We start from the raw sequence: 6,743 nt of genomic DNA, 5'->3' as shown, positions 1-6,743 counted from the left end.
TATCTTTCTTAGCGGCCACCCGTATGCGCTCAAGACCCGTCAACGCTGTTTCCCGGCACTGAGTCCGGTCAGCGGGAATCTCTTGCGCACTCCCCCTTGGCTACGCCCCTTTCCTCCACATCCTCCGCAGGTTTCCCTTTGTTCGGCTGCTTCTTCGGTACTACGGGCGTATCCGACTTCTCACCAGCGTCTATGGCGGCATTGTGGTTTGCACCTTCTCCGCCCAGCCCGCGCAATTTTGCGGGCGCCGTTGAGATCTCCCAGCTTCCGTGCAAATTGCTTCCCGACATGCACAGGGTCTCAGACCGCGCGGGATCAACATATGACTTGCGATTAGTGCCATGTGTCATGTTGCCTTCCGAATAAAATGACTCCGTCGGCATCCCGTAATTTTGATTTCGCGGCTCAATGGCTGGCCTGTCGGTGTCCCCTGTCAACGCTTCGATGCGCATCTCACGATGAACATCGCATGACTCGGGGTTAGAGTGATTCGCCATACCTTCTCTATATTGAACTTGCATCAACTACAATCTGCCGGCTTTTGCTGGCGCACCATTTTTCATAATCAAGTCCAATGCATAACAGTCTATTTTTGTCTGCAGCACTAGCCTCTGAAGGCATAAAGCTGACATTACTGGGGTACCGTAAGGATTCCTGCGTAAATGAGTAACATGCTAAAAAACCATGAAATTAATGGCTTTCTGCGCTACTGGATGACCGGAACCGCCCCCGAAGTAGCCACTGGCAAATTTACGTCGCGCAGATGAGCATGAATGCTAGAGCGCTGCCAAGCGGTCGTGTTACGTATTGCTAGGCATATACCCGGTTAGCAGAGCATGTGCGACATCCGGCATGCCCCGCGCATGCGCGAGCTTCGCCATTGGGTGAGCATCGTAAGGCACCGAAATGAGCGCGGCTAGCCATTGGCCATTGCGCTGTTCGAGGATGGCGTAGCGCGCATCGGGCGATCCAGTCTCGACGTTATGAGGATATGGATAATCGTCCGCATAAGCAGGCTGGCCTACGCTACCGGGATTGACAATCAGTGTCCCACACCCCGCGCGAACCGACCGTGCAACATGGCTGTGTCCACACCCGATGACGTCGGCCCGAGCCTCGCCGAGGCGCTCGTCAATTTCATCCGATGTTGCCGCGCGTTCTGCCGTCTGCAGCAAGGTTATGCAGTCACTATGAGGAGTGCCGTGGCAGAGCAGCACGTCATCCGGCAGTTTTGCACTGGGCGGCAAAGACGTCAGCCAGTCCAACTCTAACGATGACAGCGTTCCAAGCGCGTACTGATCCGATCTGCCTCCGCAGCCCGACCGGGCATCAAGAATTTGTCGTTCGTGATTGCCAGCCAAGTGAACCCAGTTCTGCGCCATCAGGAAACGTGCCGTTTCGAGTGGAAGCAACGGTCCGGACAAGCTATCTCCCAAGTTGGCGACTTGATCCACGGCCCGAAGTTCGATGTCGGCCGCGACCGCCTCAAGCGCGGCCAAATTTCCATGGATGTCGGAAAGGAGTGCGATTCGCATTCGCTCAGGCTCTCAATGCAGTCAAGACTTCGTCGGTCGTGCGTACCTCGGCGTATTCACCATGCAGGTTTGCCAAGGCCATCAAGTGGACATCCTCGGCACTGCGCACGTTACCGGCGTAGTCTTGCTTCTCGAAGGCAAAGGTGGCGTCCGCAACGACTGTCGTCATAAAACCAAGATTGCCCGCCGTACGTGCTGTGGCTTCAACCGAGTTGTTGGTGCTTACGCCCACAACGACGACTTGCTGAATTCCACGCGCGTGCAGCCAGCGCTCGAGTCCCGTGTTAATCAACGCATCCGGGACATTCTTCTCCACAACGTGCTCATGCGGCAATGGCGCAAAGCGCTCCTGGAACTCAATGCCACTCTGGCCCGGAGCGAACACGGAGGTGGGAGAGCGACTGACGTGACGCACGCAGACAAGCGGCTGCTTCGCTTCGCGCCAAGCTGCCGCAAGCCGTGCTATGTTGTCTTCCGCGGATGGGTTATTTCTCGACCGAAGCGCGCTATTGCACATACCCTTTTGCATGTCAATAATGATCAATGCTGTTTGTCTGGCCATAAGATTTTTTCAAAAAACAATTGCATTATCTTAACAATAAAATGGTTTGCTCTTGGGCCGTAAGCGGCCAGTTTCCGTTATGCGTTAATCAAAATTTTCTGTCCCGCTTGCTTCAACGTACCATCACCATTCACATACGCATAAAGCGTCGTGGTCGTAATATCCAAGCGGCGCGCAATTTCGGCGGCATTGGCTTTCGAGTCAGCCATCGCGGCCATCGCCATCATCACAGTCGCACGATCCATCTTCCGAGGGCGCCCGCCTTGACGCCCACGCGCTCTTGCCGAAGCAAGCCCCGCATGCGTGCGCTCGGCAATCAATTCCCGCTCGAATTCCGCCAGCGTCGCAAAAATTCCAAAAAATAGCCGTCCATTTGCGGTGGTTGTGTCAATCTGTGCACCAGTCCCGGCCAATACCTTCAAGCCGATGCTGCGGGTACGTAATTCATCCACCGTCGTTACTAAGTGCTTCAAATCACGGCCTAACCGATCCAGTTTCCACACCACCAGCGTGTTGCCGGGCTGGAGGGCCTTGAGGCAAGCATTCAATCCAGGCCGATCATCCTTGCGGCCTGACGCCAGATCCGAATAGATCCGATCTGGATCCACACCGGCAGCAATGAGCACGTCACGTTGCGGTGCCAGTGTCTGACTACCATCGCTCTTGGAAACGCGAACATACCCAACCAACATAATGCATCCAATGTACAAGAAAAGCTAAAAGCAAGGGTACAATATTGTGTTGATTTTCTCAATGAGTTTTCTTGTGGTTTTTTCGTCCTATTTGGCCCTTTTCTTGAGTGCAAGATAAACGGTCGTTTTTCTTGCACTAATAAATTTCCAACTTTCCAAATTGCAACCAAGCGACACCGCCTATCCCCGATTCAAAAGCCGACTGGCGCAAACGGAATTGGAACGTTTCTATACGGTGACTGATGCCGAGCGGATATGTTGCGACACCACGACTCGCTCAAGCACCACGCGCCTGGGATTTGCCTTGCTGTTAAAAACCTATCAACGGTTGGGCTATTTTGTAAAATCCGAGCAAGTGCCGAATGCGATTGCCGAACATGTCGCATCCAGCATCGGGGAACCCTATGATCGAGAGAATTTGCGGCAGTACGATTGTTCTCAAGCGAGACGCAAACACTTGTCGGCGGTGCGGGAATTTCTGGAGGTCAAACCGTTCGGCGACGACGGCAAGGTACTGATGCGGAAAACTTTTGCCGAAGCGGCACTGACCAAGGAAGATGTCATCGACATCATCAATATCGGCATCGAGACACTTGTGCGTCATCGCTACGAGTTGCCGGCATTCGATACCCTGCTGCGGGAAGCTCGCGCCGAGCGGATCGCCACGAATCAGGCGCTGCATACGCAACTCCACGATGCGCTTGGCGATGCCGGACGAACCTTTCTCGACAAGCTTTTTGTGGTCGGAGACGATCCGCGCCGCGTGAGTCCCTGGAACGATGTCAAGCAAGATACGGCCAAACCGACGATAGACGGCATGCGTTATTTGGTTGAGCGCTATGACAGGTTGACCGAGTTGGCCTGTCACGCCCACCTGTTAAAGACGATACCGATCGTCAAAATCAAACAATGGGCACTCGAAGGCAACAGCCTTGATGCCGCCAGCATGGTGGATATGGCCGCCGCCAAACGCTACACCGTTGCGTTGGCCTTGATCCGGCAACGCCTTGCGCTTGTAATCGACGATCTCTGCATTATTTTTTGCAAGCAGATGAAGCGTGCGTTGCATAGCGCCGAAGAAGCGTTGGAAAAATATCTGGCCGACAATCAAGAAAAGACCGATGAGATTTTGCGCCGGTTTGCGACACTGGAAACGCTCTTGAATTCCGTCCAATCGGCAGACGAACAATTGAAGGGAGTGCACCAAGCCGTGACGGCTCGCCCAGATTTGTGTGAGTTCTCGCGCTTGCATGCGGAATATGGCGGCAAGAACGAGTGCCGTTTTGTCTGGAAATTCTTCAAGCCACGGCGGGCGGAAATGCTGCGGATTTTGAGTAAATTAATGTTGGAGTCCACCAGCCAGGACGCCAGCTTTGAGCGCTCGTTGGCTTTCATGCTGGAGAACAGCCAACGGCAAAGCGAGTGGCTGGCGTTCAAGGGCAAAGGTAAGACAGAATTGACCACGGACGATCTGGTCTGGATTCCAGAAAAATGGTGGAAGTTGGTGACCGGCGAAGCCAAGCGCGATACTGTTCTGACCCGAGTTAACCGCCGCCAGTTCGAGGCATGTGTCTGCCTGCAAATGGTCGGGGAATTGAAATCAGGCGATCTTTGCGTGATCGGCAGCGATGCCTATTCAGACCACCGAGACGAACTCGTGCCGATGGAGGAATGCGAACGCACACGCGCCGATTATGGCGAGAAAGTTGGCTTTCCGGTCGAGAGCAAGGCATTTATCGAGCATGTTCGTACCATGCTGACGGGCGCGGCACAGCAAGCGGACAAGACTTATCAGGACAATGCCTATTTCAAGATCATCAATGGCCGACCGAAGTTGGGTCGCCAAGAGAAAAAAGAAATGCCGGCCGGATTCAAGCAGTTGGATGACTCCTTGAGACGCAAACTCGACGGCATGGGCCTATCGTTGCTAGACGTGCTTGCCGATACCATGCAATGGATTGGCTGGGGCAAGCATTTCGGCCCGTTGAGCGGCCACCAGGGGAAATTGCAAGAGGAAGATCGGCGCAAGATTCTGACGGTGTTCGCGTATGGCACCGGTTTGGGGCCAACGCAAATTGCCAAAAACATTGCTGACGTCAGTGCGCGCCAGGTGTCGTTTGTCAATCAGAGACAGGTCACTACCGAAAAACTGGAAGCCGCGATTTGTACAACGATCAATGCGTACAATCAATTTCAACTGCCTCGCTATTGGGGCGACACGAAACGCGCGGCGGCAGACGGCACGCAATGGAATCTCTACGAAAATAATCTGCTGTCCGAGAGCCATATCCGTTACGGCGGCTATGGCGGCATCGCCTACTACCACGTCAGCGACACGTATATCGCGCTGTTCTCGCATTTCATTCCGTGCGGCGTATGGGAGGCAGTGTATATCCTGGACGGACTCACCAAAAACAAATCGGATATTCAGCCCGACACCTTGCATGGCGATACCCAGGCGCAAAGCGCGCCGGTTTACGGACTGGCGTTTTTGCTGGGCATCAAATTAATGCCGCGTATCCGCAACTGGAAAGACCTGAAATGGTTCCGCCCGACCGCCGACGAAGTGTATCAACACATCGACGACCTGTTTACCAAGGACGCTATCGATTGGGATTTGATTGCTTGCCATTTGCCGGACATGCTGCAAGTGGCGCAATCGATTCGCGCCGGGCGTATTTCTCCATCAACTATTTTGCGCAAGCCCGGTACCGCCAGCCGGAAAAACAAGTTGTACTTCGCCTTCCGCGAGTTGGGCAGGGTCGTCCGCACCATGTTTCTGCTGGAATATATCAGCGATGATGCGTTACGCCAGGTCATCCAGGCAGCGCAAAACAAGTGCGAAGGCTTCAACAACTTTGCGCAGTGGGCCTACTTCGGATCGGACACTATTGAGGAAAATGTGCGCGAGGATCAGTTGAAAATCATCAAGTACAATCATCTGATCGCCAACCTGATGATTTTCCATAACTGCCATACGATGACGCAGGCGTTTAAGGAGCTGGAAGCGGAGGGGATGCAGTTGACACCGGAATTGGCCGCGGCGTTCAGTCCGTACCGGACGCACCACGCTAATCGTTTCGGCATGTATGAACTGCGGGATCGGAATTTGGGGCCGATTGACTACGGTGTGACGTTCCAAATGTAGCGAACCCGTAAAAATTCTTGTCACCGAGTAGTTTATAAACTACAATAAGAAATGATCGGGATAAAGCAAACTGAAACTTTTCGAAAATGGCGCATGCAGCTCAAGGATGAACGGGTACGCGGTTTGATCGCGTCCCGCTTAGACCGCCTCGGCTTCGGTCATGCAGGGGACGTGGAACCAGTGGGACAAGGGATTAGCGAGTTGCGCATCCATTACGGCCCTGGGTATCGCATCTACTTTCATAAACGAGGCGACACAATTATCGTCTTACTGTGTGGCGGCGATAAAAGTACACAGGAAAAAGACATCAAGGCAGCAAAGCGCCTGGCTGCCGAATGGAGTGAATGAAATGGCTGAAAAACTGACAACCTACGATCCCGCTGAGGATTTAGCTTCTGACGAAGCAATGGCAACCTTCATGGCCGAAGCGTTCGAGACGAACGATGCCAGTTACATAGCGCACGCGCTCGGAGTGGTCGCTCGTGCGAAGGGTATGGCGCAAATTGCCGGACAAACCGGTCTTTCCCGCGAACAGCTTTACCGTTCTTTCAGCGAGAACGGCAACCCAACCCTGAAAACCACTCTCGCCGTGATGAGGGCACTTGGCCTCGATCTAACAGCCAAAGTTCACGCCTGACGATACGCGCACCGGGACACCATTCCTGAAATGTAGCACTGTTACTCATTTACGAAGGAATCCTTACGGTACCCCATCAACAGCTCGCTCAAGAAACGCTAGGCTTTGGTTGGCCTACTGATCACCAGAGGCGTTCCTTTGTGCATGCCTTGCGCGATGAAGCCATCCG

At 53.7% G+C, this 6,743-nt stretch carries 6 protein-coding genes; 3 read left to right on the top strand and 3 right to left on the bottom strand.

All coding sequences use genetic code 11. The features are described from left to right. Nucleotides 1-800: 800 nt before the first annotated feature. The 3 genes from AAKU64_RS21935 to AAKU64_RS21925 form a co-directional block, all read right to left on the bottom strand. Nucleotides 801-1,535 (bottom strand): metallophosphoesterase family protein, encoded by a 735-nt coding sequence (locus AAKU64_RS21935; protein WP_354363042.1) that lies wholly within the window; start codon nucleotides 1,533-1,535, stop codon nucleotides 801-803. 4 nt (nucleotides 1,536-1,539) lie between these two features. Next, on the bottom strand, nucleotides 1,540-2,097 hold the full coding sequence (locus AAKU64_RS21930) for a cysteine hydrolase family protein (protein ID WP_354363041.1): 558 nt from the start codon (nucleotides 2,095-2,097) through the stop codon (nucleotides 1,540-1,542). A 77-nt stretch (nucleotides 2,098-2,174) separates the two neighbouring features. Beyond that, a complete protein-coding gene (locus AAKU64_RS21925; protein WP_503012729.1) occupies nucleotides 2,175-2,807 on the bottom strand; it encodes a recombinase family protein in 633 nt (210 codons plus the stop codon). Between the two features lie 142 nt (nucleotides 2,808-2,949). On the opposite strand from AAKU64_RS21925, the gene AAKU64_RS21920 reads away from it, so the two are divergent. Genes AAKU64_RS21920 through AAKU64_RS21910 form a run of 3 tightly spaced genes read left to right on the top strand, consistent with a single transcriptional unit; the run spans nucleotide 2,950 to nucleotide 6,574 of the window. After that, nucleotides 2,950-5,937: a Tn3 family transposase gene (locus tag AAKU64_RS21920; RefSeq protein ID WP_354363040.1), complete on the top strand. Its 2,988-nt coding sequence runs from the start codon at nucleotides 2,950-2,952 to the stop codon at nucleotides 5,935-5,937. A 51-nt stretch (nucleotides 5,938-5,988) separates the two neighbouring features. Then, a complete protein-coding gene (locus AAKU64_RS21915; RefSeq protein WP_354363039.1) occupies nucleotides 5,989-6,285 on the top strand; it encodes a type II toxin-antitoxin system RelE/ParE family toxin in 297 nt (98 codons plus the stop codon). Nucleotide 6,286: 1 nt separating this feature from the next. Beyond that, a complete protein-coding gene (locus tag AAKU64_RS21910) occupies nucleotides 6,287-6,574 on the top strand; it encodes an addiction module antidote protein (protein WP_354363038.1) in 288 nt (95 codons plus the stop codon). Nucleotides 6,575-6,743: the final 169 nt, after the last annotated feature.

This window comes from Undibacterium sp. GrIS 1.8 (genome assembly GCF_040544445.1).
Classification (GTDB): Bacteria; Pseudomonadota; Gammaproteobacteria; order Burkholderiales; family Burkholderiaceae_D; genus Undibacterium.
This window is presented reverse-complemented; position numbering and strand designations above follow the sequence as displayed.

Excerpts from the sequence above, each read along its gene's own strand:
- AAKU64_RS21910 (WP_354363038.1), top strand. The coding sequence starts at position 6,287 with ATGGCTGAAAAACTGACAACCTACGATCCCGCTGAGGATTTAGCTTCT.
- AAKU64_RS21935 (WP_354363042.1), bottom strand. The coding sequence starts at position 1,535 with ATGCGAATCGCACTCCTTTCCGACATCCATGGAAATTTGGCCGCGCTT.
- AAKU64_RS21915 (WP_354363039.1), top strand. The coding sequence starts at position 5,989 with ATGATCGGGATAAAGCAAACTGAAACTTTTCGAAAATGGCGCATGCAG.
- AAKU64_RS21930 (WP_354363041.1), bottom strand. The coding sequence starts at position 2,097 with ATGGCCAGACAAACAGCATTGATCATTATTGACATGCAAAAGGGTATG.